Origin of the sequence: Sodalis sp. dw_96 (assembly GCF_018449575.1) — a bacterium.
Lineage (GTDB): Bacteria > Pseudomonadota > Gammaproteobacteria > Enterobacterales > Enterobacteriaceae > Acerihabitans.
In genome coordinates this window covers 489,869-516,157 of the sequence record NZ_JAAVUT010000001.1, presented here as the reverse complement: position 1 = coordinate 516,157, position 26,289 = coordinate 489,869, and the positions used below count along the sequence as shown (strand labels likewise).

The window sequence follows — 26,289 nt, the reverse complement described above, 5'->3', positions numbered from 1 at the left end:
TGTCGATTCCCTGTATGAATCACGCTTATCGTATGTTGTAACTAAAAACCTCGATTCCCTTTATGTACATTCGGTTACACGCCGATACCAATCACTCACGGACAGGGTGGTTTAATTCCCCTATTGTTTGTGCACCGGCCCCGATTCGGGGTTGTAAATAGAAACCGCAATTCTGAGGATTTGACAATGAAAAAAGTACTTGCACTGGTTATTGCTGCCGCCATGGGATTGTCCAGCGCTGCTTTTGCCGCTGATACCACTACCTCTACTACTGCTCCGGCAACCACCACCACCAGCACCACTACGACTAAAGCTCCGGCTAAGACCGTAACCCATAAGAAACATGTTAAGAAAGCCAAGAAAGCAGCACCGGCTCAGACTGCCCAAGCAGCTAAAAAACATGTGAAGAAAGCTAAGAAAGCTGCTCCGGCTCAAACTGCCCAGGCTGCTAAAAAACACGTGAAAAAAGCCCATAAGAAAGCCGCTCCGGCAGCCACTGCTCCTGCAGCAAAATAACGGTTTAGCCTTAATCGGCTTACCGGACCGCGTGCAGGTTTAACCCTGGAAGTGCGGCGGTAAAAGCTGTACAAGTTGAAATTTTAGCGGATTTTCATTAGCTATTCGACACCCGGTTAACCGGGTGTCGGTTTCTTTAGGGTCCAACCTATGCTGCGCCGCTACTTATATGAAATCATTTTAGGTTGCCTGATTCTTTGTGCGGTCATCAGTGCATTCTTTTATATTTAATTCCTACGTTTCCCCTGCAGGTTCGTTGCGTTTTTTTGTGCTGATTACGGCTTTAGCACGCTGAAAGACAACGTTATTCTCTCAATTTTCCTGGTTTTCCACTATAGTAAGATAATTATTATTTCATGGATGATATTCCAACTTATCATAAGGCGAGCTTGTTTATGCGCACCTTCCCGCTGTTGCTGCTGTGTCTGTTATCCGTGAGTATTCATAACGCCGCTTCCGCCAGCCTGACCAAAGAGCAAAAAGTGTTGTTTTTCGGCCATGACAGCCGGCAACCCATAACCAAGCCTGACGCCAGGCCCTGGCAGGCAATCGGTCAGATCGAGACCGCCAGCGGCAATCTCTGCACAGCCACCCTGATTTCCCCCCACCTGGCGTTAACCGCCGGACACTGTGTTTTGGCGCCGCCGGGAAATATCGATAAAGCCATCATGATTCGTTTTGTCGCCGTGCATCAGGCCTGGCGTTATCATAGCAACGCCATTGAAACCCTGGTGGACAAGGACCTGGCCAAGCGGCTTAAACCCTCCGGCGACGGCTGGGTGGTCCCGCCGGGCGCCGCTCCCTATGATTTTGCCCTAATCCGGTTAAGCAAGCCGTTCAGAAAAATCATTCCGCTGCCGTTATGGCAAGGGGATCGCCAGCAGCTCACCCAACAGTTGAAGCAGGCCGATCGGCTGGTGACACAGGCCGGGTATCCGGAAGACCATCTGGATACACTCTATGTTCATCAGGATTGCCAGATAACCGGCTGGGCGCAAACGGCGGTGTTATCCCATCGCTGCAATACCCTGCCTGGCGACAGCGGTTCGCCGCTGATGCTTAACACCCTGGCCGGCTGGCAATTAATCGCCATCCAAAGCTCGGCGCCGTCGGCCAAAGACCGTTACCGGGCGGATAACCGCGCCTTGGCGGTCACCGCCATTCGCAGCGAGTTATTGACCCTTGCCGGAGAGACGGACAACGCGAGCCAAAGCCAGACCGCGCTGCAAAAAACCGCGGCGCAATAGGCCGGCGTGACGTGGCCCGGAGCACCCGGGCCACGGCGCCGGCATCGGCATCGGCATCGGCAGGTTTAGCCATCCTTTGATTTTTTGGCGCTGTCCACGGCGATGCCGACAGTGTCCGTCGCGGCGGTCACCGCCCAGCCCACCGGTCCGCGCGATACGCTCATGGCGCCTTCGGCAAGCCCGGTCAATCCGCCGGTGAAAACCTGTCCCAGCGTTCTCGCTTCGCCGATACGGTTGAAGAAAGGCGCGGCGATGGATCGCAGGATCGGTATCTTGGACAGGAAATTACCGATTCTGCCCATCGCCCACTGGAAGTTGTCTTTATTGGTGCCGTCAAGCCGCACATGAGTATCCTTGGTCTCCGGCAGGCGGCCATTGGTCGGCAGTGCCGAAAGTCCTTGCTCGGCAATATCCTTCAGTACGCCCGCTTCCGTGCCGTGACGCGCGTCGCCGCTTTTGGTGATGCCCTCAATCTTGCCGTTTTGTGAGATCTCGGTGCGATCTCCGCCTTCGCGGTTTTTTAATGCCTTAACGCTGTTGAGTATCCTCGCCATATTATAGGCGGCGTCGGCGCGGCTTTGGGGATCCTTGTTAGCGGCGGTCCAGTCGCCAAAACGCGCTTTCAGCTCAGCCTGTTTGATATCCTTCTGATTACCCAGATTCTTTAACACCGGGTTGTCGTTGATGATTTGCTCGGCGCTCCGGTTATCCCCGGGGGGACGGCCGGTCAGGTTCTGCTCGGTGGGCCTGACGCTGGTATCCTTTTCACCGGCTAGCGCCGGCGCGGAGCCGGTACACCCCGCCCCGCCGTCGGTGCATTGCGTCGTCGTCCCGGCGTTAGCCGTATTACCGCTATTGCCGGCCATCCCTTGCAGTACGCTCTGCAAACCGATCAGCGCCAGGAGTTTTTGCATCATCCCTTTCAGCGTGGCCAATAAGCCTAGCGTTCCGGCCTCGCTTTCGCCGCCGCCCGAGGATGTACCGCATAAAGATGACGCATCGTCGTCGCTGCCATTTTCTGACCCGCATTTGGTTTCGGCATTTTCGTCCGCTGCCGATATGCCGTTATTGCCGGCGAAACGTGGCGCGCCGAAGCCGAAATCAAGCACGGAACAGGCGGTAGACAAACCGCCCCCCTTTCTTTTCTCGCCGCCATAATCCGGGCCTTGCGGCCCGGTGCTCATTCTGCCTTTAACGGCGTTACCCGCGGTGGGCAGATCGGTTTTAAATGACTTCGGCAGCGAAAAGGCAGCGCCGAGTCTAATTGCCATTATTGGTGCCTCCGCTGCTCTGCGAACTACCTTGCAGGAGGGACATCAAGGCATTCAGTTTCGTGAGCTGCATAATACTGTCGAGGAGATTCGACACTATGCCGCCGCTGCTTTGCTGATTGCCATTGGCATTACCGGTACCGCCGGAGGTATCGCTGCTGCCGTTGTTATTGCCTGAGGAATTACTATCGTCTGAATTATTTGATGTTCCTCCCAGGCCGCCGGTCAATTGAGAAAGCATTTTCTTCAAAACCTCCATCAATTGCGATATCAGACCGCTGCTGTCGGACTGCTGTGCGTTTTGCGTGCCGTTGTCGCCGGAAGGGGATTGACTGGAGTTGTCCTGCTGTCCGTTGGTGCTGTTACTCTGCTTCCCGCTGGTTAACTCTTTCAACATCTCAAAGAACTGCTTGAGTATGGACTTGCTACTCTGCCCACTGGTTAATGCCGAAGAGGCGGAGGAGAGATCGCCTCCGCTGTCACCCAGGCCAAGGAGGCTATTGCTACTGCCGCCGTTGCTCCCGCCATGGCTTACCGTGCCATAGGTTTCATTACGCCCTCCTAAAGCCGTCGTTTTGTTCAAATCCGATTCCGATGAAGCTAAACCGCTCACATCAGACAACGCTGATCCACCGATTCGTAAACTCATCATAACCTCCGATAATACGTTAGGAATGTCCATCAATTTAACGTGCCGGCGTCGCTCGTCTTTACAAAATCCTGACAATAGCCGAGCGGGCCTTGGTTACGTTTCGTCTTATGTGGTTACAGCGAGGTGAAAGTTCCCTTTCTTGCCGGCATGCCGCCGGTGATGGCGGTCGTCACGGAAAATTCATCCCATTCCTAGCCTGGAGCCGCTTTGGCGGCAGGCCGCGGCGGCTCCAGTCCAGGGAGGGGGACAGGCGGCAAATGTAGGGATTTCCCTACTTCGGCAACGCTAATCCCTACAAAACATTCAGCACTGACTGATAGCGGAATTTGATTAACATGGTAGAGAGTAAAGAAAACGTCGCTATTTGTAAGATTTTATAACAACAAGAAAGTTTAAAAATCGCATCCAAACGTAAGCTTATGCGCTACTGCCATAAAGCAAACCGGTGTACGACACCTGCGTCCGGTGAACTCATGGCACGCGACAGGAGAAGGTATGATCCCACATGGTGATTTGATATCTCGAAAAAGGTTTAGCGGCGGCGAAGAAGTCAAGGTCGTCCCCCCCGCCGCTGGGCATCACGAAAGGAGTGTACCGTTATCAGAGAGGAAACTAATCAAACAGGTCGATATCCACGCCAATATCAATGATCTCGTCATGGTGGTCGCGCCCCTGAAAATCGATTTGCTCTTGCAAGGTGAAACCGGGACCGGCAAAGATACCCTGGCCCGGCGCATCTATCAATTTTCGGGCTGCCGGGGACCGATGGTCCCGGTCAATTGTGCCGCCATACCCGAAACGTTGGCGGAAAGCGAGCTGTTCGGCGTGATTTCCGGCGCTTATACCGGCGCCAATATGTCACGGGCGGGTTATATCGAAGTGGCCAACAACGGCGTACTGTTTCTCGATGAGATCGACAGTATGCCGCTGAGCCTGCAGGCCAAGCTGCTGCGTGTGCTGGAATCGCGCTCCGTCGCCCGTCTCGGCAGCACCAAGCATATCGATCTCGATCTGCGGATCATCGCCGCCTCGCAAACCCCGTTGGACCAGTTGGTTGAACTCGGGCGCTTTCGCCGTGATCTCTATTTTCGCCTGGAGACCATCAAGATCCAGACACCCACGCTGCGTTCGCGCCCGGAACTGATCATCCCGTTGTTCCGCCGGTTTACCCAGGAGGCGGCCCTGCGCTTGCAGCAAACGATGCCCGTACGTTCCCTGGAACTGGATGAGGCGCTGCTTCTGCATAGCTGGCCGGGAAATATCCGCGAACTGAAAGCCGCAGCCGACCGCTTTGTTTTGGGCCTGCCTCCTCTGGAGGTTAAAATCAGACACGAAGCAGGGGCTACACTGCTTAAAGATCGCCTGCGCCTGATAGAATGTTGCCTGATAACAGACTGTCTTCACCGGCACGGGCATAAAATTGACGAGGTGGTCCATGAGCTGGGCATCCCCCGCCGCACCCTCTATCACCGTCTTAAAGCGTTAAATATCCATGCCTAAAAACATCATTGCACCTTAGCAGCCCGCCGCGTTCCCCACGGCGGGTTATTATCGGCATTCCCGTTCCCCGTCCCGAAGACCCGCTGGATAAATAAATCATTTCTCTTTTGGAACCCAACCGCGTCTCCATGCCACTTAAGGGTCGAACAATTCGATGTTTCATCCAAACCATTAATGAGGAAATTATCATGGCAGATTCTGCAGCTTCAGTGACCGGAGCCGGCGCCATTACAGGTGCGGCAAGTTCGGTGGACGACATCAGCAGCGCGTTGAGCAGCTCCAGCTATATGGGTCAAATGGATGCCATTCAGGCGCAAATGCAGCAAAACCAGGTTGATAAAGCCAAACGGGATGCGGAAAACCAACGGATCAACGGTATTGCCGACAGCGCCGCCCAGGCGGGTTCCGCGGCGTCGCAGGTCAAGATTCAGTACTGACATCCCGGCCTGTTGGCGGCGGGAAGGGACCGGTTTTCGCCTCCTTCCCGCCTATTTCCCACTCTCTCACCCCGGGCAAGTCAATATGAAAATCACCGCGCACCAACCCGATTTGGCGCTATCGACCGCCAACCTCGCCGCCACCGCAGGCCAGTCCCCTGAAACGGATGATGTCCACTACTTCTCCGCGCAATTGAACGCCCCCGCAGCCGCTTCATCGGCATCGGCATCGGCATCGGCATCGTCGGATTTTCTTTCCGGCATCGTCAATACCGTCAGCGACACGCAGAGTGCGCAAAAGCGGGCATTCAAAGATCTGGAGACCGCCTCGAGATCCTCCAACGAGCTGGATTTCAACCAGGCCAGCGCAACGCTATCCAATTTCTATATTGAAAATCTGATGAATGCCAAAATCGTCTCCAAGGGTATTCAAAGTCTGGATAAATTAACCAACTTACAGTAATCCGACTATGGGAATTTCCGTGCTGAAATATCTACTGATTCTGTTGCTGACCCTCGGTCTGTCGGCATGCGACGATCAGACCGTACTGAACAGCGGCCTGGCGGAAAACGATGCCAACGATATCGTGGCCGAACTGAGCCAGTACCATATTGACGCGGTAAAACGTATTGATAAGTCGGGTATTGCGGTATTGGTGGACAAGGACGATATCGAACGTTCGGTTAACATCCTGGACGCGGCGGGACTTCCCCGCAAAGCCCGTACCAATCTGGGCGAGGTTTTCCAGAAAAACGGCGTTATTTCCAGTCCTCTGGAGGAGCGCGCGCGCTATATCTACGCCCTTTCCCAGGAGGTGGAATCAACCCTGGCGCAAATCGACGGCGTGGTGGTGGCGCGGGTTCATGTGGTGCTGCCGGAACGCATCGCCCCCGGCGAGCCTATCCAGCCCGCATCGGCGTCGGTGTTTATCAAATACCAGGAAAAACTTGACCCCGACAGCATCGAACCGCGGATTCGCCGCCTGGTTTCCACCAGTATTCCGGGCCTGGCCGGGCGGGATAACAACGATTTAGCCATTGTGTTTGTGCCGGCCAAAAGCTATCAGGATCATGTGGAGGTCGTCAAACTGGGCCCGTTCCAGCTTTCGCCGGAGCAGTTTTCCCTGATCAAGGGCGCGTTAACCGTTGCCGGTATCACGCTGCTGTTGATAGCGGCGATCCTGATGATAAGAATCGGCAGAAAACCGGGGAAGCCCGCACCGGCGCCCCATGGCGGTAAATAACCCAGGCCGCGGAGGTCAATCTTATGGAAAATAAAGAGTTGGACTGGCTATGCTGGTGGACGCAAGGCTTCTGGCAATCCGCGGATACCAGTTGGCGGCAAAGCCGGTTCTTTTCCCTCTCTCCGGCATTGCAACGGCGTTTCGCCCGCCGTTATCCGGCGGAGCTCGGTATGAGCCTGGGTATTTCCCCGGCGCCGCTTACGGCTCCCGAGGCCCTGGTTCTCTCCATTAGCGCACTCTCCTTCGACGCACGCCGATTGATGCTGGACCTGGTGGCGGACATTTGCGCCGCCGGGGAGCGGGCAAGTCCCCTGCCGCCGGTGTTGAAAATCTGGTGCCGCCGGTTAGCCAAAGGACTGCGCCCCGGCCACTGGCTGCCTGCGCCGTTATTCATCGACAGTCCCCGCGCCGACAGCCTGCTGTTGCTGAAAACGCTGCTGCCCGCCGTGTGGCCGCGTCTGAAACTGCAGTTCAATAGTGACACCGTCACCGAATGCGAGCAGAGAGATCCACCGGTGCCCTTTTCCCCCAGCAGGCTGCGGCCGCTCTGGGATGCGGTGCTGTGGCAGTGCCAGCGCCAGGAGTCCGACACCGATGTGGCAGGTTAAAAAGATAGCGCTGTTCGACCCCGCCGCCGCCGGGGCGCTGCTGCGCGCCGAGACGGTGGCGCGGCAGCAGCAGGCATTGACGCTGGCACAGCGCGCCGAACGGCGTGGGGAGGGGACGTTGGCACAGGCGCGACGGCAAGCAGAAACGATACTGGCGGAGGCCCGCGAACAGGCGCAACGACAGATATCCGAACAGACGCGGAGCTGTGAACACACATTCTGGCAACAGGCCGACACACTGTTTGACGATTGGCTACAGCAGCAGCAGCGGGACGAAGCGCAGTTAGTCACGCTGGCGGAGCGGCTCTTATCACAGGCCTTGAACCTGGTCCTGGCCGGATTTACGCCCGAACAGCGACTGAGCGCGCTGCTCCAGCAGTTATTGCGCGAACAAAGCCGGGACGAACAGGCGACACTGTATTGCCCTGAGACCCTGCGAGGGGAAATCGAAGTCTGGCTGGCGCACCATCCGCATCTTGTCTGGCAGTTGAAAACCGACGACAGGCAAGAAGCCGAGAGCCTGACATTAACCACCGAACACGGCGAACTGAACATCAATTGGCATACCCTGGTTCAACGTCTATCGCCCGCCCCGCAAACCCCGCAACACACCGAAGAAAAACCATAAAAAGTCTCACCCGACGGAACCGGCGCCCTTCTCCCGCCACTTAAAGCAGGTCAACCCTGTGAGGAGCCGCATCATGTACTCAAACGATTTGTTGCAACGTCGATTAAGCACCCAAGCCAGCCGGACCCATGACGATACCTATGAGTTCGCCAAACAGATGTCCGGGGAGCCATTCAGCCTCGGCGATATGTATGCCTTTCAAAACCAGATGCTGGATATGTCCAACGCCAATTGGGCCAACTCGCAATATACCCAATTTAAGTTCGGTATCCGCAAGGCCATTATCGATGCAATCAACTGAGCTACCGGGAGAAAGGCATGTTTGAGCCGTATGCATGTTTTCGGCGTTTTTTGATCGCGCTGATTTTCGGTGTCAGCGTCGCGGGCGGCGCGTCAGCCACGACGCCGGACGAATGGAAAAGCGGCGCTTATGCCTACTCGGCGGATAACACCCCCCTCAATATCGTCCTGAAAGATTTCGCCACCAGCCACGGCGTCGATATCAATCTGGGCACGCTGGGGGACAGCGCGGTCAGCGGCAATCTGCGCGCCGATAGTCCGGAGGGCTTCCTGGATCGCATGGCGCTGCAGTACCGCTTCCAGTGGTTCGTTTACAACAATACGCTGTATATCAGCCCGCAGGAGGCGCAAACCTCCAGGCGACTGGAAATTTCACCGGATGCGGCCCCCGATATCAAACAGGCGCTCCAGGGTATCGGTCTGCTGGAGCCGCGCTTCGGCTGGGGAGAACTGCCCGATGACGGCGTGGTGCTGGTCACCGGGCCGCCGGAATACGTTGCATTGATTGAAAATTTCACCAAAAAAACCGCACCAAAACCGGAAGAAGACAAACAGATGATGGCGTTTCCGCTTAAATACGCCGCCGTGGCCGATCGCACGATTAAATATCGCGATCAGACCTTGATGGTGCCGGGGGTGGCGACAATGCTAAACGAACTGCTGGCGCAAAGTAACCCCGTCAGCGCCGGCGGCATAACCAGCAATCAGGACGGCGGCAACGGTACGGATGAAATGCAGCAACAGTCGCAAAGCATTCTGAACGAATTGGTGAGTCGCGGCACCCGGTCGGGGCGCGACCGGGACAATGACAACAAAGCCGCTCCGGTGGACGGCCGGGTATCGGCGGATGTCCGCGACAATATTCTGCTGGTGCGGGATGATCCCAAGCACCGCGCCGAGTATCAGTCATTGATCAATCAGCTGGATGTTCCGCAAAAGCTGATCGAGATCGATGCGGTGATCGTCGATATCGATCGCGAACAGCTGGCGCGGCTGTCCAGCAGTTGGGCCGGGCAATTCGGCGGCGTCACCGGCGGCACATCGATGCTCGCCGGCAACAGCACGCTGTTTGTCACCGATTTCCGGCGCTTCTTTGCCGATATCCAGGCGTTGGAAGGCGAAGGTACCGCCTCCATTATCGCCAATCCCTCGATACTGACGCTGGAAAACCAGCCGGCGATCATTGATTTCAGCGACACCGCGTTTATCAAGGCGGTGGGAGAACGGGTGGCGGATATCAAAACGGTGACGGCGGGCACCAGCCTGCGGGTGACGCCGCGCGCCATCAGCGGCAGCAAAAATTCGGCCATCCAGCTGCTTATCGATGTGGAAGACGGCAAACTGAACAAAGACGATGACGGCAATGCCGAGGGCACCAGCGACGGCATTATCAGTACCCAGGCGCTGGTGGAAGCGAAACGTTCGCTGGTGATGGGCGGCTTCCACACCCGGCAAAGCGGCGATCATGAGCACCGGATTCCCATCCTCGGCAGTATCCCGCTTATCGGCAGGTTATTCAGCTCCACCGCCCATGAAACGTCGCAGCGCGAACGGCTGTTTATCATTACACCGCATCTGGTGGGGGATCAGGTCGATCCGTCGCGCTACATTGCGCAGGAGAATCGCGCGCAGCTTGATGATGCCATGAATGACGTCAGCCGGCGCCATAAATTTACCGATCTCCAGGGTCTGATAGAAAATGCCATGCGCGATCTGGCGGAAAACCGGGTGCCCAGTGGTTTTACCGTCGGCGGCTCCGGGTTGACGCTTAACTCGTTATGTAATATCCCCTTGACGTTTAACAGCAACGGACAGCGCCATCAGTGGTACAGCTCGGAATCCGTGCAAATCTCCGTCGGCGTGATAACCAACAGCCTCTCCACCCCGCAGCGCTTCGACGAGGCATCCTGTCGCAGCGATCGCACGCTGGCGGTGGCCAGTTGGCCGCAATCAGTGCTCCAGCCCGGCCAGTCCGCTGAAGTCTTTGTGGCATTTGAACCGAACGGTCCGGGCCGGCCCTCGCGCGTTTCGCTGCTGTCCTCAGCGGGCGGCGCGGCGCCAAATCCTTCATTTCGCACACCCCCGCTCATTGTGACGCGATAAGGAGAGAAACCGTGATTACACGCAAGCTGCTGATAGTCATCGTCCTCAGCCCCCTGCTGAGCGCCTGCGCCCAGCCGAAAACCGCCGGGTGCGAAGCGGTCAGTTGCCGCCCCGGCTCCGATCCGCATCGGTTAACCATCTGGTGGCAGCAGGACCTGCGCAACGGTCCCTACGATTACACCCAGGTCCAGATAAATGATTGACGGGGTTAACCTCCGCGCCCGTCAGCGGATAAATCGTCGGAAATTTCCCTGCCGATGGGAACCCGCCGGCGGCAATGGGCACTCAGCTCATAGGCTCCGGCTATCGCAGTGTCTTTCCCCTTCCATCGGTAAGGATAGAAAACATGAACCTGAATATACCTTCCCCGGAGGTCCACAATGCCTCCGCCAATGAAAACCTGACTCCCGCGGGATCACCCCCTGCAGGAGACATCCCATTACGCCAGATGAAGTCACGGCCGACCCAGAGCGGCGCCGGCTCGATGCAACAGGACGGCGCACAGCTGCCGCCGCCGGACGCTTCCTCGCCGTTATCGCAACAGCCCCGGGCCCCACAGGGCCATTCCGGTGAACATCCGGCTAATAACGCGCTGTCGCAACCCTTGGGATTGCAGCTCAAGGATAAGGGTCGGCTCGATGTCAGTGCGGATTCTACCCACCACCCTTATGCCAATATGATAAAAGCGACGTTGGGCAGGTCCCAATATCTCTATCAGAGCCTGGCCGCGAACAAGGATCAGACCACCGATGTCTTACTCGATGCCAAAGGCCGGCTGTTCAGCCTGCAAAGTTCGGAACTGGCCCTGATCGGCGTGGGGAGCAGCAAGGCCAACGATGCCTGGCGGCATCGCATCGACTTGAGTTTGAGCGGGAAGACAAAAAAAATGCTTAGCAGCGGCAATCCTCAATACCAGCTCGCACTGGATGACCGGGCCGGCCAGGTAAGTGTCGGACAGGCCGGCCCGGTCAGGCCCGGCGCCGCACCGCGGCAAACAACACAGGTGGCGCTGCCCGACAGCGCTATCCGAGAGAAGCTGACCGGCATTTTCTCCCACACCAACGCAGAGGGGGAACCTGAGCAGTTACGGCTGCACAATGACAAACTTTACCGCTACGACACGGCCGATAAAAGTTGGCAATCGGATCCGGAGCATGATGAAGCCCTCTCACTGTTGTCCCGGCAGGGAGACGGCCATCTTTACGCGGTGAGCGATAAGCACCGGCTAGCCGATCTGACCAGCGGTAAAAACTCCGCCGTGTTCAAGGATAACGTTACCGGCTTCACTACCCATGCCGACGGTCAGACGCTGATATTGTTAACCAATGAAAAAACCAAGGCGCAATCGGTAAAATTAATCGCCGCACTGGATTCCACCACGCAAGAGCGGACTAACCTGACGCTTAAAGCCGGGGACGGCAACGGAAGCTCGCCTTTTCATGCCCTTGCGGTCGCCCTTCACGGCGATACGCTTTACGCCTGCAACAGTGACGGTAAAGTCTACGGTGCCGATAGGCCCCGACCGGGAGAGCCGGAACTCTTGCTCAGTCCTCTTCCGGCGCTGACCCGGGCATTGAGCGAACCTCTCGGCGAGCAGCACCGGGTGTCAGGATTTATCACCAATGGCGACGGCACCCTGCACGCCCTGGTTAAAGACACCAGAAATCAGGAACATGCCTGCCGACTTGATCACAGCCAAACGTTTAAACCCGGCTGGAACCTGAGCGACAGCCTGGTGATCGACCGGCAGTCCGGTCTGAGACAATGGGATCCGAAGGACGCGGAAATTGTTGAACTGGGGCGTCTGGGCAGATTGACCCTGCACGACGGCAAGGTCCATTTTTTCGATAAAATAACCCAGCGCTGGGAAGCCAGCGACGAAAAGGCGGATCGGTTAAAAAGCGGGCTCGATAGCAATCCCTGGATCCTGAAGGACGGCCAAATCAAAAAGCTTAACCTGAACGACACCAGCGGCGATATCAGCCATGCAAGCAATGTTTTCAACATCAGGCAGGCAAGAAATACCGTTTCCGCCGCTCTGGCCAGCCCCGGCTTGCGCAAAGAGGATAACGCCACGACGCTGGCGGTCATGGATAACACCTGCTATGTGGCGCAGACGGAAAAAGGCGAACTCCAGGTGCATCACGTCAATCCCGGCGCGCGTAATGAAGCCAAACTTATGCATATGCTTCCCAACCAGGGATTAAACATGTTGCCCGCCGCGAACGGGCACAGCCGGCTGGCCGACCTGGAAATCAATCACCAGAAAAATCTCTTCGCCCTTAATGAACAGGGCGAGCTGTTCACCATGGCGGCGGATGAGTGGCAGAACCCTAATCCGGCAAGCGCATGGCATCCGGTATCACTGCCGGCGGCAGCGGGACTTGGCAAGAGTTCAGCACTGCTTGCCGATGAAAACCATCAATTGAAGATCTCCGACGAAGAGCAAAATACCGCCTATCTGACGCAGGATGATGAGCAAAATAGCTATTTGTTAAACGGGCGCGGCGAGCTGTATACGCGCGGAGCGCAATCCCCCGAGGGAGATTGGCAGCATGTGCCGCTGAATACAGAGATTGAACTCGCGGATTTGGTCACGGTGCGAATAGATAAAAGCAACCATGTCATGGTCACCGACAAAGACGGGAAAATGGCACGGTTGCGCCAGGGGAACTGGGCGGCGATTACCGACCCCCATGCCGATCGCGCGGTATTCGATATGGAAGGCAAAGAACGGCGTTTCGGACGTCTGCTTGAAAGCGGGGGCCATGTGATGAAAGGCACCGGGATAACCCTTAAACTTGAAAGGGATATTCTGGGCAGTACCGGCCAGCCGGGCACCAAAGCCATCACCCCTTTTAAGACCAGAATTCGTGCGTTTTTATTCAAGCCCACCCTGGAAGTGCCGAGACCGTTTAAAGCCGCCGGCGGCGCTATTCAGCATCAGGCGGTGGGCCGTCATGGACTCGACGCTATCTATCAGGAGCAAGGCAGACTGTTTAGCGAATTAAAGCAATTAAACACGGACATTGCCCGACAGCCGCCCCGTCAAGATCTTGCCGGCCGGCTTGGCGCCCTGGCGATTGAAGATAAGAGCTGGCCGCCGTTCCTGGCAAAGATCAAAGGGTTCAGCGACGAAATCGACGAGAGTGCGTTTCATCATATCGCCCTGCTGGGACAGCATCACGGCGTCATTGATAGCCATCGCCAAGAGATTGACGACGGGCATTTCACGCCGAAAAATAAACACAGCGGCAGATTTAACCCCAGCAGTTCCGGCGTCGATCTCACCGCCGGCTTGAAGAATATTTTCACGCATTTCCCGGCCAATGAGACCAATCATGCCAAGCAGGTACTGGACAGCATGACAAAGCGCGAAACGGCGATGAGTCACCAGAAGGAGCATATCCCGATGGGGCGTAACCGCGATCCCTCCGATGATATGAATTTAGCGAAATCCCGCGCCATTCTCGACGGATTACTGCTGAAGGCGCTGCATGAATTTGTGGATCGGCTGCAGGGCCATACGGAACCTTATCGCACCGCGAATATGTGCGCGGCCATAAAAAGCGGCTACCCGAGCGCCGACGTGCAAAAACTGGCGGTAGGCGAGATGACACCGCTGATGAGTCAACTGTCCACCGAAGAAGGTCGTCAACGGGCCCACCGGCTGCTGTCCGATCTTGAACGGGGCTTACCGGACATGGCGAAAGAATGCCTGACCTTGGCGGATATGGGACTACTGGCGGCCAATCTGGCAAGCCAGGAGAAAAAACCCGGCGCCGGGCGACAGGCCGGCGAGCAGGATATTCAGCATAACCTTCCGCAGATTGTGGCTCAAAGCCTGCCCCCCGATGATTTATCCGCATTGGCGCACCTGTTGAGCACCGATCGGGCGCGGTTGAAAATGCAACAGTCGCTGGCGGCGATCAAGGCGTTTTGCCCGGACACCCTCTATCAAAATCTGATGCTGTCGGAGCTGCATGAGGTGATCGACAGGGAAGAATGGACGGATAAAGCCCAAACCCCGCAAACGCTTATCCCCCTGGAACAGGCTTTCCGCGCGCTGCGTGACCAGACATACGGGCTCAATCCGGTGAAAAAAGCCTCCAGCCAGGGTTTCATCAACGATAACGCCCTGGAGAAAAGCTACGATGCCATCAAGAGTATGACCCATGCGTTCAAGAAAGAGGATCACGGCGTTAATGTCACCGCCCGCAGCGTGATGAAGGCCAACAGCCAGGAAGATTTGGTGGTGAAACTCAAAGATACGGCGTTATCGCTGGACAGTAATGAAAATATCAGCTTTCGCCGCACTTACGGCGCCTCGAGTAATTCGCTGTTTATCCCCGGGCAGGCGGCATTGGGCATGGTGGGCGGACGGGCCAATATCGACCGGGAGTATGGCCTGAGCTTTTCTCGTGCCGATTACGGCATCAACGTCAGCTTCGATCGCAACGGCGGGGTTAGCGGCACACTGTTTGGCGTCGCCGGGTTCAATCCGCTGGATCTGTCCGACGACGGGCATGATTTCGACAGCGGCTGGCAGTTGTCCCCCACCTTTCGCGCCAACGGCATACTCTCCCTGACGCTGCAAAACCAGATGCAAAACAACGTGACGTTCAATCTCTCCGAAGCCGAACTGCCCGGCTTTATTGACGCGTTAGCCTCCGGTTCCCTGAACCCGTTGGAACTGTTGGACAAAGGCATCGACCACCGGGTCAAAAACGGTACCACGATGTCTTTTGACGTGGACGCCAACTTCAGCTTGATAGGCGGTTTCGCGGTTACCGGGCCGCAACATAAAGATGCGCCCACCATACGCGCCTTGGTCGCTCTCACCGCAAGCGCCAATCTGTTTTCCGCCACCCGTGCGCAAGACAGCACCCAAGGCGACTCTACGTTGCAAATCAGCCGCACCGTAAACCGTGCCCGAATGATGAATATCGTCAGTTTGAAAGCCAATGCGGCGGGCGCGTTCGGGTCGGTAACGCAACCCGCCGAAAATCTGCGTATCCCGGTGGTTGCCGCTTTTAACATCGGTATTCAAGCCAGCGTGGACAACCGGACCCGGCAAAACGTCAGCATGGATTTCACCACCCCGACGCCGGCGGAGGACGTACAGCTGGATAAATTGACCCAGTCTCTGGGCGAGGCGTTCAAGGATCAAGATTCCCAGCAATTCCTGGCGTCCCTTAACGGCAAAAACCCGCCGGCGCTTTCCCCGGTCGCCCAAGGTAAACAGCCGGCACGCAACGCGGGTGCTTCGGTTGGCGCACCGGAACAGGCGGATGACGCGCTGACGCCGGAGCAAAAACTCCAGCGCCTGGCAACCCGCTTCCTCCCGATGGGGGAAGCAGGCGGGCTCGATATCCCCCAATATGCCGCCCTTCGCGATCTCAAGCGAAACCTAAACCAGCAGACGGCCATCAATCAACATATGCAGTTATTGGACAATATTGAATACAAGACCACGTACAACAATTTATCGAAAATCGACAGCAATAACCTGATGCACCTGCTGCATAAGCTGGGAAGCCAAGACTTACCGGCAAGCAACGCTGAATTGATCGGCGGGTTGATGGCGGACAATCCGCGATTGAAGGAGGATATTCGCGGGTTCCAACATGCCCAGGATACCCAGGCGGTGGTGACGCTGGAACTCAAGGACTCAATGAAAGAGCAAATTGCTCAACAGTGGCTGAACAATGAAATCGATACGCGGGAGGTGATCACACGCTTGAAAACCCGCGCCAACATGCGGGTAAAGTCTATCGCGTTTACCCGTAACGAAATCAAACGCGACGGTATCGCCTCGCCGACGTTTATCATCGGCGCCTCAAACGGCGCGTCGGTTTCCATGAACAAGAATCTGGGAACCTTTACCTTCGGCTATGGGGAAGATCAAGACACCCCAATGGCATGCGTACTTTCCGGGGATATCGCCAAGGCGTCATCCCAGGACGCCGAGACGCTGGCCCGCGCCCAGGAAGGCGGAACGGTATTACATCCTTAGGTCCGCGAGACCCAATAACTGACAGGAGAATGTTATGACGGTGGAAACCGCATACCTTGATCGGCTGCTGGCTCACTTTGGCCGCAGCCTCCATACGGCCCTGAAACTGGAACACGGCGTTTGCGGGCTCTATGACCAGCGGGGCCAGGAGGCGGCGGTCATCGAACTGCCGCCGCAAAGCGACAGTTTCATTATGCATTGCCTGTTGTTCAGGCTTGCCCCCCCTCAGTCGGACGGTATTTGCCGCGGCCTGTTGGCGCTCAATTTTGAAATGAACGCCATGCGCGGCGGCTGGATCGCGCTGGACCAGGAAAACGGCGTGCGGCTCTGCACCCAACAAAAACTTGCCGCCTTGGATGAAACCGGCTTTACGCATCTGCTGACAGGATTCATTCAGCAGGTCAAGGAAGTTCGCCATTTCGTCATGGAACAGGTCGCGGAGAAAACAACACCCACCGATTCCCGAAGCCTTGCTCGGGTGAGCCCGATGAACCGGGCCTAAACGGCTGAACATCGAAAAAGCGTACCGGAAGGGCACTAGCGGCGAAAGCCGCCGAGGCGCCACCCGACAGACAGGGCCCGATGAACCGGGGCGACATTGACGTCGCCCCCTCATCAAGCGTTTATACCATGTCTCCGGCGTCATGTGCCGTATCATCGGTATTGGATCGGGATATCGCCGTCAGGGGAATCATCTCGTCGTGTGGCACATCACGCATCGGAATAACTCTCGACCGCAGTTCCGCCGGTAAATGGCTGGCCATACTGCGATAGGCGGAGGTGAATGCGTTGGCCACATCGGGATTATCGATAATAACATTGTCGTCTCCCGTCCCTATTTGGATTAGCTGACCCACAGTAGGCAGATGATGGCTGAAATTGCTGACCGCTTCATGCCCGGTGTGATAAATTTCGCCGGCGCGAGCAGTCATATTCCCCACCGCCGCGCCCGTCGCATGGGGCAGCCGGCCCGCTCTGTCCGCCGTAGCCACCGCTCCATCACCCAGGGATGATGAGCCCGAGGTAATGGCTTTCCTGACTGCGGATGTGCTTTTATCGGCAAGATGCCCGAGATAAACGCCCCCGGCCCCTTGGATCGCATAGACCGGCGCATTAAACAGCGCGCTGAGCAAACCGGCGACAACCGCCATACCGCGTGAATCGACGCTGGCGTCTTTAATGCTCATCAACGCTTTGACGATCACCGTCGAAATGCTGCCGCCGGCCCCCAGGATGGAAGCATCGGCCAACGCCTTAGCCGTTAAGGCATTTCTTCCGCCTTCCAGACCCATGGTCAGCAAACCGCTGACCACCTCGCCGCTTCGGCGAACCGTCCCACCAATCAATTGATTATACACCGGCGTGTCGTTCAATTGCCGGTACCTCTCTTTCCAATCATCCCGGGCCAGCAGGCATTGCAATCCCTGGGGCTGATGCTTGACGTCGTAGGAATGGGTTATCGCCCCGCCCAAACTGCCCGCCGTCGCGGTTAAAATAAGATTAGCCGCCTGGCTAAGCTGCGGGTTTTTCGCCGCGGCGAGCAAACCGACGATAGCGTTGCGCAGGGTGTAACCCAGCCCGCCCAGGGCGCTTTTCCATGCTTCCTGGTGAATGGATTGTTTGGTATTAAAGGCATTTTTCAACGCCGGGTCCATCTTCGACTCATCCGGGGCCAGCCAGAGTGCATCGGTGGTGGCCGGCTCGAATATTTTATCGCCGATAGCCTTCAATTCCATGGCGGTCGCGTTGCCGATAAGCGCCGCTAACGCCTCTTGCGAATAGCCTCCCGCAGGCAGCCCCGACAACATCTTATCGTTGAGCACTTTCGCCAAAAAACCTGAAACAACAAAAGGCGTGGCCGTGAGCGTACCCGCGGCGGTGGCGGAGATCCAATCCAGCTTCTGCGCTTTGGCCAAATTATTTTCCACATCCGCGCGGGAATGGCCGAACTCAAAAGCCAAACTTTCGGCGCGGGTCGTCACGACGTTATCGATGGCGCCGGCATTGGCGCCGTTGCGATAGGTGTCATAATCCCCCTTTAGCATCTCTCTGATATCAGAATGATTGGCCAACTGCGCGGGGCTATATCCCCTGCCGGCGTAAGCGGAATTGACGCCGCTTACGCCGCCGCCAAGCTGTGCCTGATCGGTTTGCTGAGCCCCTTGAGCCGACGTGGACGCGATATCGCCTGACAAACTCACCGGATTAGGGGTATTGATGGGTGATGGCATGGTATTACCTCATTCATATAGGCTGATAAAAGGATCTTCTGTGCGGGCTGGAAAAATCGACGGATTAGCGCGATGAAACAGCTGGTTATTACTCAGTCCACTCCCAATGAGTGGGTGGAAAGCTGGGTCAGGTTCGCTATGATGAGCGACATTGATCACAAATCCAGCGTTTAATCCCCCCGGTCTTATTCATTTATTTCAATTACTTCATCAAGCTGCTGGTCTTCCAGCTCGCGCAATAAACGATATACCTGCGCCACCGCCGTCAGCGTTTCCCTCGGAATATAGGCGCCCTCCCTTGTGGTGCGGTACAGGGTCCGGGTAAGCCAGACAAAGCGGATGACCGGCACCCGCGCCTGCTGGGCCCGCTCGATCAATTCGGACGCTTCGCGGTCGGCGGCTTTGAACATCAGGCGCGGCAACGGAGTGACATCCGGCCGGTAGAACAGCCCGACGGCATAGTGCGTCGGATTGACCAGCAGCATATCGACATCTTTAATCACAATTTTGCGCGGCGCGGGGGCGGCTTTGTTGAGAATCTCCTTCGCCACCTGCCGCCGGTGGCCTTTCATATGGGGATCCCCCTCGCTTTGCTTGAATTCGTTACGGATATCTTCATGGCTCATGCGCTGCTGCTTACGGAAGAAGAATTTTTGGATGGCGAAATCCAGCAGGCTTATCACCAGCAGCACCATCAGCGTCTGACGGGTAATCTTGACGAATAGACGCATCACCGATTGCCAAAAACCGTTCAGATCGCCGTACGCCAGCTGCGCCAGGTTGCCCAGTTCGGGTTTGATCGCCAAATAGAAGACGGTGCTGATGGCCGCCGCTTTCAGCAGACTGGCGAGCAGTTGGACAAATTGCTTGGTGGAAAACATATTTTTGAACTGATGCGCCGGATTAAACATATCAAATTTGGGCGCCAGGGCTTCGGGGGCGAACAGCGGACCGAACTGTACCCAGCCGCCGACGATGCGCAGCAGTAATGCAATGCCGCACACGCTGCCGCAAAACATCAGCATGACCAGCAGCGAATCCGTGACCACCTCATCCATCGCATGGGCGAAGGGATCGTGCAGTCGATCGAGGGGCAGGATGATCATCGATTCAAGCCGCTGCATGCCGGTGTCCACCATGGCAAAAATGGACTCGAAGATGCCGATGCAGATCAGCAGGCGGGGAATGTCCTGGCTTTGGCTGACCTGCCCTTTTTTACGTGACTCTTTCAGCTTTTGCGGCGTGGCGTCTTCGGTTTTTTCACTCATCGGCTTATCCGGGTTTGCCCACCAGGGTCGGCAGGATATGAATCAAATCGCGTAAATCGTACAGGCGCTGATTGGCCAGATAACCGAGGATCGGCAGATAGACCACGAAGAACAGCAGACCCAGCAGACACTTGATGGGAACCGCCAGAGTAGTGGCCTGGAGCTGCGGACTGTAAAGACTCAAGATCCCTACGGCAAAATCCATCAACAGCAGCAGGACCACCAACGGACCGGCATACAGCACCATGTTAAAAAACAGTTCCGCCAGCAGATGCTGATAGACCTTGAATCCCGCCTCGCTGGGAAACGGCCACCAGGCCGTCACCGGCCATAGCTCATAGCTGTCCCATATAACCTGGGTAACGGTGGAGAGACCGGGACCCAGCACCAGCAGCAAGATGATGGTCTGCTGCAGCAGGTGGCCGAGGGGGGTCACGTCGAGACCCAACTGGGGATTAAGCTGTCCGCCCATCAGCGCGCCGCGCTGGTTATCAAACAGGGCGCCGACGGACTCATAGAGCCAAAACGGCATGGACAGCAGCAGGCCGATCAACGTGCCGATCAACAGCTCTTTCAGCGCCAGGCCGGCCAGCGGAATGAAGTCCGGCGGCTGCGCCGCCAGCTCCCGCTGGATAAGCGGGGCCGGGAACAGCGCCAATGCGATAACGATGGCGGTGCGCAGCAGGCCTTTCACCGCCGTAAAAGAGAAGATGGGCGTCAGCAGCAGGCAGGGAAACAGCCGTGCCATGCCGAGGGACAGGGCCAGGATAAAAAAATAGGCCTGATGCATCACCGGTCCCCACAGCATTACGGTCTCACCGTTTCCATCATGGAGAAGGCGGTTTGCGTTAGCTGGATCAGTTCGTTGCCTATCCAACGGCCGGTCAATGCCAGCGTAATGCCCACCGCCACCAGCTTAAGGCTGAACGGCAAGGTTTGATCCTGGAGCTGCATCACCGCTTGCAACAGCGAGATCGCTATCCCAACGATGACCGCGACAATCAGCGGCGCCGCCGACAGCATCACCACCAGTAACATCGCCTGTCTGAACAGCGTCAAAATGTCCATCGTCGTCCTCATAAATAACTGTAGAAAAGACCGTCCAGCAGGCGCGTCCAACCGCTCACCAGCACAAACAGCAGGATCTTCAGCGGCAGCGATATCGTCATTGGCGAGACCATCTGCATCCCCAGCGCCAGCAGCACGTTGGAGACGATCAGGTCCACCACGATAAAAGGAATGTAGATCAAGAACCCCATTTCGAAACCGCTCTGCAGCTCGGAGAGCACAAAGGCCGGAATGATCAGCAGGGGGCTGTCGGCGTTCAGGTTGGCGGCCATATCCTTCGGCCACATACGCGCGCCGTTTTCCTCCAGATGGACCAGAATGTCGGGATCGGTGTTGTGCGACATAAACTTTTTCAACGGCTCGACGCCGTTATTCAGGGTATAGCTCAACCGGTCCATGGACGTGAGATCCAGTGGCTGCTGTTTAACGCGCTGGCTCATGTCGCTGAAGACCGGCGCCATCACAAACAGCGTGGCCGCCAGGGCGATGCCGTAAAGCGCCATGTTCGGCGGCACTTGCTGCACGCCCATGGCATTACGCGTCAGCATGAGCACCATGGAAATTTTCAGGAAGCTGGTACAGACGATCATCAGGATCGGCACCAGCGACAGCGCGCCGAGAAACAGCGCCAGCATCAGCGGGTTCAGCGGTTCCATAGGCGGCTAGGCGCTCCCGGCGGAGGGATTACGGCTGTCCGGCAATAGGTGGGTAATTTGCAGGCCCAGCGTGCCTTCCACATCCACCAATTCCCCTTTCGCCAGGGGAAAATCGCCGTGGCACAACAGGGCTTCGCCGGGCTGGACATGATCGATCACCACCAGCGAGCCGACGCTCAGTCTTTGCACCTCACCCAGGGTAAGTTTTAATTGTCCGCAGCGCACCGTGAGCAATAGCGGCAGCGGATCGAACGCCGAAGCGTCGGCTGCCGGTGCGTCCCGTTCTTGTTCTTCGGGCGGCGGCGGGGACATGCCGTCCGTTTCATGATCCTCTGGCTCATAAACCATGTCATTGATCTCCAAATCATTAATGTAAAAATGCGCCCCTCGCCCCGGCTCGTTCAGCAACTCGCCGTGCAGGCCGAGCCGGGCATAGCGAAGAACACCGCTTCCCGCAGGGGAAAGGTTGGCGGCGGACGGCAGCAGAATATCGTCAGGCCGCAGAGAGCGGAGCTGTTCCAGGGAGAGCGTCAGCTCTCCCCAGGTTATCGGCAACGTCAGGGGCAGGTGTTCCAGCGGGGGTGGCGGCACAAGTGACCAGCCGGGCTTATCCAACATCCGCTCCAACGTATCGGCGCCAAGGGAGAGGCGGCAGCGGGCACGCTCTTCTCCCAGGGTAATCAGCAGATCGAGCATCAATGCATCGTCGGGAGGCGACGATGACCCGTCCGTGTTGAGACTGCCGAAAAGCCGCTGTAATTCAGCGCTAAGATACTGATTATAAAGAGGCCAGTACCAGGCTTCATCACCGTCTTCCGCCACCGGCAGTGCCGGCAGCGGGCAGTCGGACAGCAGGCTCAGCGCTTCAGGAGCGGATAGCCACAGAGGACCGAGATCGCAGCGCCAGCCGCTTATGGGCATCGTCATCGGCACTTCCATCATGGGTACTACGGCCGCGTCGTCAGCCAGCGTCAGGTCCAGCATGCCCCGCCCGCCGCTTAACGAATAGCCAAACCGGTAACCGCAGCCGATACGGGCGCGCAGCCTGGCCTCAAGGCGCGATCGCCGCTGCAATGAAATGGCTTTCATTTTCGCCGCTCCCGCTGTTCGAAACGCAGTTTAACGCGACCGGCCAATCGCCGTTTCAGCGACCGGCGGCAATGTTCGTGATAGGGCTCCAGCGCCGTCCAGGCCGACGGTTCAAGGCGTAAGGCAATATCCCATCCGGCGGGCGGCAGCGGCGACATCCGCGCATCCACTTCACCCAGCTTGGGTAACAACAGCGTTATTAACACCAAACCCGCCGGCTGCCCCGCCAACGTTGCCGCCAGCTCAGGCTCCAGCGCCTGCCACAACGCCGTCGGCGATATTCCCTGACCTGCGCCGGTGTCATCCGGCGCGCCGCTGGCCGCCGGCGAATTGAAGAAGCCGGGGTTAAAAGGTGCAGCCGGCTCCCGTGGAGGATCAAGCGTCAATAATTGACTGAACAACTCATCATCTTCACCGGCGGACCGGGCATTATCCCGGTGCGGCATCGCGTCAACGGCCGAAGAAACGCCGCTGTCGGCGCGTAGGTTGATCGGGCGTGACGATAACGACCAGGCACCCGGGCGCGGCGGTTTTTCCTTCCCCGCCGTCCGGTGCGAAGAATCTGAGGTTTTTTGCACCGGCGACCCATGCGGCGCGGCGGCATTATCCCGGGCACCAGCATGACTGGCACGACTATCCGGGGCACCCTTTTCCCTGGTACGCTGATCCCCCTCGCCTCCCCGGCTGTCCGTGCCGTCCCGTCCCGTGGCTGCCGGGGAGGACGCCGATTTTGATGTGGGCGGCATTTCGTTCATTGCGACACCTTGCTTTCGCCTGACAGATAGTCGAGTTTTTCCACCTGGTGCCGGCGCAGCCCGGCTTCCCGCTGCGCCTGCTCAACGCGGGTTTGCTGCTGCTGCCGATACTGCTGCAGTTGGTCAAGCTGCGTGCGAATATATGTGACATTGTCACTTTCATGCCGCTCCTTCGCCAGCGTTTTCATCAGTGATTCCTGACACTGGCGTCGTCCCTGATTTTCCGCGTCAAACCGCTCCTTGAGTCCTTGATAGCGCGCCTGTTGCGCCTGCAGCGCCCGTGACGCTTTGGCCGAGCGGGCGTCGGCGCTTTGCAGCTCGCGCTCCTGTTCCCTCTGCAGGCGTTCGGTTCGGTTCAAGCGCAGACGGCGGATGGGCAGCAGTATATTAACCGCCCGCTCCAGTTCGGCCGTGGCCGGGTCCGCAACGAGATCAGGTTCAACAAGGCTATAACGGCGCATGGCGGCTTACCTCCGCAAGCTGATTAAGGGTATCTTCCAGCGTTGAAGGCTGGCGGGTCTCCTGGCGCAAATAGGCATTGATCGCATCCTGAGCGCCCACCGCGGCATCGGTCAGGCTGTCATTGCCCGGCTGATACTCCCCCAGCCGGATCAGTATTTCCACCTGTTGCCAAGCGGCCATCAGCCGCCGGACCGCCGTGGCCTGATTGATCTGTTCAGGGTCCGCCACGTGACCCATGGTCCGGCTCAGGCTGGCCAGCACATCGATGGCGGGATAATGGCCGCGTTCCGCCAGGCGCCGCGTCAATACGATATGTCCGTCGATGAGGGAGCGCACCTCGTCCGCCACCGGATCGTTCATGGAATCCTGCTCTATCAGCACGGAATACAGGGCGGTAATCGACCCCAGGGCGGTCCGCCCCGCCCGTTCCAGCAGCGTGGGCAATAGGGTATAGACCGAGGGGGGCAAGCCGCCGCGACCGGGTGGCTCCCCCAGCGCCAGGCCGATTTCGCGCTGGGCGCGGGCAAAGCGCGTTAACGAGTCCAGGATCAGCAATACGCTGTCGCCCCGGCCGCGGAAGGCTTCGGCAATGGCGGTGGCGGTAAAGGCCGCGCGGGCGCGCTCCATGCTGCTGCGATCCGACGTGGCGCAAATCAGCACCGTGCGGCGGCGCAGGGCGTCGTCCAGCTCATGATCGAGGAATTCACGCAACTCGCGTCCCCGTTCGCCGATCAGGCCGAAGACAATGACATCGCAGGGCGTATTGCGCGCCAGCTCGGCCAACAGGGTTGTCTTGCCGCAGCCCGCGCCGGCAAATACGCCCACGCGCTGGCCCTCTCCGAGGGTCAGCAAACCGTCGATGGCGCGCAGCCCGGTGGGCAACAGCCGATCGATAGGCGGGCGTTCGGTGGCCAGCGGCGCATCCCCCAGCACGCTGACGGCATCCTGCCGCTCGTCCGGCAGGGCAAAAGCGCTCACGCCGCCCGCTTCAATAGGCCGGCCGAATCCGTCCAGCACGCTGCCGAGCAATTGCGGCGAAACCCTGATGCTGTGCGGCAGGAAAAGCGGGGTAACCCGCGCGCCCCGAGGGATGCCGTCCAACTGCCCAAGGGCCGACAGCAGGGTATGACTCGGGGTGAACCCCACTATTTCGGCCAGCACGCTGCTGCTGTCGTTGCGTTCGACACGGCACAGGTCGCCGATGCGCGCATGGGGCATACTGCTTTCCAGCAGTATGCCGGTAATACCGGTGATGCGGCCCGTTACGGTCACCGGCGAGAATCCCGACAATCGCCTCTGCTGCTGCTGATACCAATGGGTTAATACCGCTTCCGTCCCGCTCATCACCAGTTCGCCATAATATGTTCGCGGCCGTTGAACTCAACCTGGGTCGAGGTGATGGCCACCAGCCGGAGATCGTCCACCTCATCGCCGATGAATAGCCGCTGACCACGATCGGTGACCACGTTGGCGTGAGCGCCCATGGTGATTTGCACGATGCGAAACGGTAATTTCACGCTAAGCGTCGTGGTGCGATCCCGTAGCGGCGGAATCACATCGTAGAGCGCATAAAAACGCGTCATCATGCGTTTTAGCACCGCCAGCTGCGTGGCGCTTAGTTCACCGCTCAAGATCACCGCGCCCTCGGCATTGACCACCCTGACGCTGTCCACCAGGTCCCGTTCGCGCAGCATAGACAGCAGCGCCGCGCACACTGCATCGGCCGTGGCCAGGCGTCCGCGCTGTATATCCGTATCGGCGGTGGTGGTTTGCGCCATGCCGGGCTGCAAAATCCAGCTCACCACGGTAAAGGAGAACAGCAGCAGCAGACTCACCATCAATACCCGCATCCAGCGCGGCAAACCGGACGACACTGGGGGATTATTTTTTTCCGGAACGGCCACCGCCGCTCTGGCATGCGGCGGCGGGTTCATCTCCCGCCAGGGGGTTTCGGCGCCGGCGATGCCGAGCCAAACGTCGCCGACGGCAAAAGGCTGCTCCGGCCGGATATCGTCGATGCCGCCAACCACCGCCCCCCGGCTGTCGCGAGCCCCACCCTGCCCGGACTGCAAATGCCAGCGCTCGCCCTCTTTAGACAGCCGGCAATGGCACTCCTCAATTCCCTCGTCAGTTAGCTGCAAATCGGCCTCGTCGCTACGGCCTATCAGCCATTCTCCGCCGCTGAGAGGTAAGGCGGCGCCGCGATGAAGCCCGGACAGAACGCGTAATTCATACATG

At 57.8% G+C, this 26,289-nt stretch carries 25 protein-coding genes; 13 read left to right on the top strand and 12 right to left on the bottom strand.

Annotated features, from left to right (window positions below):
* Positions 1-186: 186 nt before the first annotated feature.
* Positions 187-516 (top strand): acid resistance repetitive basic protein Asr, encoded by a 330-nt coding sequence (asr, locus tag HB631_RS02235; RefSeq protein WP_213989520.1) that lies wholly within the window; start codon positions 187-189, stop codon positions 514-516.
* A gap of 395 nt (positions 517-911) precedes the next feature.
* A complete protein-coding gene (locus HB631_RS02230; RefSeq protein WP_213989519.1) occupies positions 912-1,763 on the top strand; it encodes a serine protease in 852 nt (283 codons plus the stop codon).
* Positions 1,764-1,828: 65 nt separating this feature from the next.
* Here the strand turns inward: HB631_RS02230 and HB631_RS26870 are convergent, their stop codons facing one another.
* Together HB631_RS26870 and HB631_RS02220 are read right to left on the bottom strand one after the other, a co-directional pair.
* Positions 1,829-3,034 (bottom strand): hypothetical protein, encoded by a 1,206-nt coding sequence (locus tag HB631_RS26870; RefSeq protein ID WP_255556752.1) that lies wholly within the window; start codon positions 3,032-3,034, stop codon positions 1,829-1,831.
* A complete protein-coding gene (locus HB631_RS02220) occupies positions 3,024-3,617 on the bottom strand; it encodes a hypothetical protein (RefSeq protein WP_213989518.1) in 594 nt (197 codons plus the stop codon). Before HB631_RS02220 ends, HB631_RS26870 begins: the two co-directional genes overlap by 11 nt.
* 564 nt (positions 3,618-4,181) lie before the next feature.
* On the opposite strand from HB631_RS02220, the gene HB631_RS02215 reads away from it, so the two are divergent.
* From HB631_RS02215 to HB631_RS02165, 11 genes are all read left to right on the top strand, one after another.
* Positions 4,182-5,186 (top strand): sigma 54-interacting transcriptional regulator, encoded by a 1,005-nt coding sequence (locus tag HB631_RS02215; RefSeq protein ID WP_213989517.1) that lies wholly within the window; start codon positions 4,182-4,184, stop codon positions 5,184-5,186.
* Positions 5,187-5,374: 188 nt separating this feature from the next.
* The gene (locus tag HB631_RS02210; RefSeq protein ID WP_213989516.1) at positions 5,375-5,623 is read left to right on the top strand and encodes a hypothetical protein; all 249 of its coding nucleotides are present in this window, start codon (positions 5,375-5,377) and stop codon (positions 5,621-5,623) included.
* Between the two features lie 85 nt (positions 5,624-5,708).
* The gene (locus tag HB631_RS02205; protein ID WP_213989515.1) at positions 5,709-6,086 is read left to right on the top strand and encodes an EscI/YscI/HrpB family type III secretion system inner rod protein; all 378 of its coding nucleotides are present in this window, start codon (positions 5,709-5,711) and stop codon (positions 6,084-6,086) included.
* Between the two features lie 7 nt (positions 6,087-6,093).
* Positions 6,094-6,867 carry a type III secretion inner membrane ring lipoprotein SctJ gene (gene sctJ, locus HB631_RS02200; protein ID WP_213989514.1) on the top strand — a complete coding sequence of 258 codons (774 nt, stop codon included), beginning with the start codon at positions 6,094-6,096 and terminating at the stop codon, positions 6,865-6,867.
* Positions 6,868-6,890: 23 nt separating this feature from the next.
* On the top strand, positions 6,891-7,475 hold the full coding sequence (locus HB631_RS02195; RefSeq protein ID WP_213989513.1) for a serine kinase: 585 nt from the start codon (positions 6,891-6,893) through the stop codon (positions 7,473-7,475).
* Entirely contained in the window at positions 7,462-8,103 is a 642-nt protein-coding gene (gene sctL / locus HB631_RS02190; RefSeq protein WP_213989512.1) for a type III secretion system stator protein SctL, read from the top strand. Before HB631_RS02195 ends, sctL begins: the two co-directional genes overlap by 14 nt.
* Before the next feature lie 73 nt (positions 8,104-8,176).
* Positions 8,177-8,404, top strand: coding sequence for a type III secretion protein HrpF (locus HB631_RS02185; protein WP_213989511.1), 228 nt, complete (start codon positions 8,177-8,179; stop codon positions 8,402-8,404).
* A gap of 17 nt (positions 8,405-8,421) precedes the next feature.
* The gene (sctC, locus tag HB631_RS02180; RefSeq protein ID WP_213989510.1) at positions 8,422-10,506 is read left to right on the top strand and encodes a type III secretion system outer membrane ring subunit SctC; all 2,085 of its coding nucleotides are present in this window, start codon (positions 8,422-8,424) and stop codon (positions 10,504-10,506) included.
* A gap of 11 nt (positions 10,507-10,517) precedes the next feature.
* Positions 10,518-10,709, top strand: a complete 192-nt coding sequence (hrpT, locus tag HB631_RS02175; protein WP_345945679.1) for an HrpT family type III secretion system protein — start codon at positions 10,518-10,520, stop codon at positions 10,707-10,709.
* 143 nt (positions 10,710-10,852) lie between these two features.
* Positions 10,853-16,522 carry an AvrE-family type 3 secretion system effector gene (locus HB631_RS02170; RefSeq protein ID WP_213989509.1) on the top strand — a complete coding sequence of 1,890 codons (5,670 nt, stop codon included), beginning with the start codon at positions 10,853-10,855 and terminating at the stop codon, positions 16,520-16,522.
* A 34-nt stretch (positions 16,523-16,556) separates the two neighbouring features.
* Positions 16,557-17,024, top strand: a complete 468-nt coding sequence (locus HB631_RS02165; protein WP_213989508.1) for a type III secretion system chaperone — start codon at positions 16,557-16,559, stop codon at positions 17,022-17,024.
* A gap of 121 nt (positions 17,025-17,145) precedes the next feature.
* On the opposite strand, the gene HB631_RS02160 is transcribed toward HB631_RS02165, so the two are convergent.
* The 10 genes from HB631_RS02160 to HB631_RS02115 form a co-directional block, all read right to left on the bottom strand.
* Entirely contained in the window at positions 17,146-18,753 is a 1,608-nt protein-coding gene (locus HB631_RS02160) for a hypothetical protein (RefSeq protein WP_213989507.1), read from the bottom strand.
* 185 nt (positions 18,754-18,938) lie between these two features.
* Entirely contained in the window at positions 18,939-20,021 is a 1,083-nt protein-coding gene (sctU, locus tag HB631_RS02155; RefSeq protein WP_213989506.1) for a type III secretion system export apparatus subunit SctU, read from the bottom strand.
* Positions 20,022-20,025: 4 nt separating this feature from the next.
* Entirely contained in the window at positions 20,026-20,829 is an 804-nt protein-coding gene (gene sctT, locus HB631_RS02150; protein ID WP_213989505.1) for a type III secretion system export apparatus subunit SctT, read from the bottom strand.
* Positions 20,829-21,089: a type III secretion system export apparatus subunit SctS gene (gene sctS, locus HB631_RS02145; RefSeq protein ID WP_213989504.1), complete on the bottom strand. Its 261-nt coding sequence runs from the start codon at positions 21,087-21,089 to the stop codon at positions 20,829-20,831. Before sctS ends, sctT begins: the two co-directional genes overlap by 1 nt.
* 8 nt (positions 21,090-21,097) lie before the next feature.
* Positions 21,098-21,745 (bottom strand): type III secretion system export apparatus subunit SctR, encoded by a 648-nt coding sequence (gene sctR, locus HB631_RS02140; RefSeq protein WP_213989503.1) that lies wholly within the window; start codon positions 21,743-21,745, stop codon positions 21,098-21,100.
* Positions 21,746-21,751: 6 nt separating this feature from the next.
* Entirely contained in the window at positions 21,752-22,834 is a 1,083-nt protein-coding gene (locus tag HB631_RS02135; RefSeq protein ID WP_213989502.1) for a FliM/FliN family flagellar motor switch protein, read from the bottom strand.
* Positions 22,831-23,589: a type III secretion system HrpP C-terminal domain-containing protein gene (locus HB631_RS02130; protein ID WP_213989501.1), complete on the bottom strand. Its 759-nt coding sequence runs from the start codon at positions 23,587-23,589 to the stop codon at positions 22,831-22,833. Before HB631_RS02130 ends, HB631_RS02135 begins: the two co-directional genes overlap by 4 nt.
* On the bottom strand, positions 23,586-24,050 hold the full coding sequence (locus tag HB631_RS02125; RefSeq protein WP_213989500.1) for a hypothetical protein: 465 nt from the start codon (positions 24,048-24,050) through the stop codon (positions 23,586-23,588). Before HB631_RS02125 ends, HB631_RS02130 begins: the two co-directional genes overlap by 4 nt.
* Positions 24,037-25,395, bottom strand: coding sequence for a FliI/YscN family ATPase (locus HB631_RS02120; RefSeq protein WP_213989499.1), 1,359 nt, complete (start codon positions 25,393-25,395; stop codon positions 24,037-24,039). Before HB631_RS02120 ends, HB631_RS02125 begins: the two co-directional genes overlap by 14 nt.
* Positions 25,395-26,288: an FHA domain-containing protein gene (locus tag HB631_RS02115; RefSeq protein ID WP_213989498.1), complete on the bottom strand. Its 894-nt coding sequence runs from the start codon at positions 26,286-26,288 to the stop codon at positions 25,395-25,397. Before HB631_RS02115 ends, HB631_RS02120 begins: the two co-directional genes overlap by 1 nt.
* Between the last annotated feature and the right edge of the window lies 1 nt (position 26,289).